Source organism: Kitasatospora sp. NPDC093558, assembly GCF_040683475.1.
Lineage (GTDB): Bacteria > Actinomycetota > Actinomycetes > Streptomycetales > Streptomycetaceae > Kitasatospora.
The window spans coordinates 1-1,576 of the sequence record NZ_JBFBDY010001092.1 but is presented as its reverse complement, the minus strand read 5'-3'; the positions used below and the strand labels follow the sequence as shown (position 1 = coordinate 1,576).

Here is a 1,576-nt window from a genome sequence, read left to right as displayed (position 1 = left end):
GGATCGCGTCAGCCGTGCTGCTGATCCTGGCCGTCGTCGTGTGGCCGGTGGTGGAGATGGTCCGCACCTCGCTGCGGCGCATCGACACCACCGGCACCGACCACGGCCCCGCCGGCCTGGTCAAGTACCGCAAACTCCTCGCCGACCCGCGCCTGCCCGAGGTCCTCGGCTGGACGGTGCTCTGGACGGCCGCCGTCGTCGGCCTGACCATGCTCCTCTCCCTCGCCCTCGCCCAGCTGTTCAACCAGAACTTCCCCGGCCGGCGCATCACCCGCTGGGCCCTCATCGCCCCCTGGCCCGCCTCCGTCCTCATGACCGCCATCGGCTTCCGCTGGATGCTCGACCAGGTCGCCGGCGTCCTGAACCGCCTCCTGCTCGACCTCGGCCTCATCGACCGCCCCCAGGCCTGGCTCGGCGACGCCGCCCACGCCAAACCCTGGCTCATCGCCGTCGCCGTCTTCGTCTCCCTCCCCTTCACCACCTACACCCTGCTCGCCGGCCTCCAGACCATCCCCGCCGAGGTCTACGAAGCCGCCCGCGTCGACGGCGCCACCCCCCGCCAGACCTACCTGCGCGTGACGCTGCCGCTCCTGCGCCCCGCCTTCCTGGTCGCCCTCGTCGTCAACCTGATCAACGTCTTCAACTCCTTCCCCGTCATCTGGGGCATGACCCAAGGCGGACCGAACGCCGACACCGCCACGACCACCGTGTTCATGTACATGCTGCGCGGCTACGACGTCGCCGAATCCGCCGCCATGTCCGTCGTCAACTTCGCCGCCGTCATCGTCATGGTGCTGCTCTTCCTCAGGGTCAGCCGCTGGAACGAGGGGGAGAACCGATGAACCGTCCACCCCGGCCGACCCGCCGCCCGCGTGCCCGCACCACCCTGTACGCCGCCACCGCGTGGGCACTCGCGGCCCTGTTCCTCCTGCCGTACCTGGAGATGCTCGTCACGGCCGCCCGGCCCGCCGGCCAACTGCGCGACAACGCCTACCTGCCGAGCGGCTTCGACTTCTCCTCCTTCACCAAGGTCTGGACCGAGACCACCCTCGGCGCCAACCTCCGGACCACCCTCCTCGTCGCCGGCGGCTCCACCCTGCTCGTGCTGCTCGTCGCCCTGCCCGCCGCTCACCACACCGCCCGGGTCCGCTTCCGCGGCCGCAAGGCGTTCCTGCTGCTCGTCCTGATCACCCAGATGTTCCAGCCCACCGCGCTCCAGGTCGGCCTCTACCGGGAGTTCCACACCCTCGGCCTCCTCGACAGCGTGGGCGTGCTGGTCCTCGCCAACGCCGCCTTCAACCTGGCGTTCGCGATCTGGATCCTCAGCGCCTACATCTCCTCCATCCCGGTGGAGCTGGAGGAGGCCGCCCAGATCGACGGCAGCAGCCGGCTCGGCGCGTTCTTCCGCGTCACCCTGCCGCTGGCCCTGCCCGGCGTCGTCACCGCCGTGATCTTCACCTTCATCTCGGCCTGGAACGAGTTCGTCATGGGGCTCACCCTCACCACCACGCCCGAACGCCAGCCCCTCACCGTCGGCATCGACAACATGATCGGCGCCTACAGCGTGCAGTGGAAC

2 protein-coding genes are annotated in these 1,576 nt (G+C 70.0%); both read left to right on the top strand.

Annotated features, from left to right (window positions below):
- Positions 1-842 (top strand): sugar ABC transporter permease (locus AB0O00_RS38775; RefSeq protein ID WP_363659378.1); only part of this gene is annotated, 842 nt, incomplete at its 5' end.
- The coding region (locus AB0O00_RS38770) for a carbohydrate ABC transporter permease (protein WP_363659377.1) at positions 839-1,576 on the top strand (738 nt) is incomplete at its 3' end. The genes AB0O00_RS38775 and AB0O00_RS38770, both read left to right, overlap by 4 nt.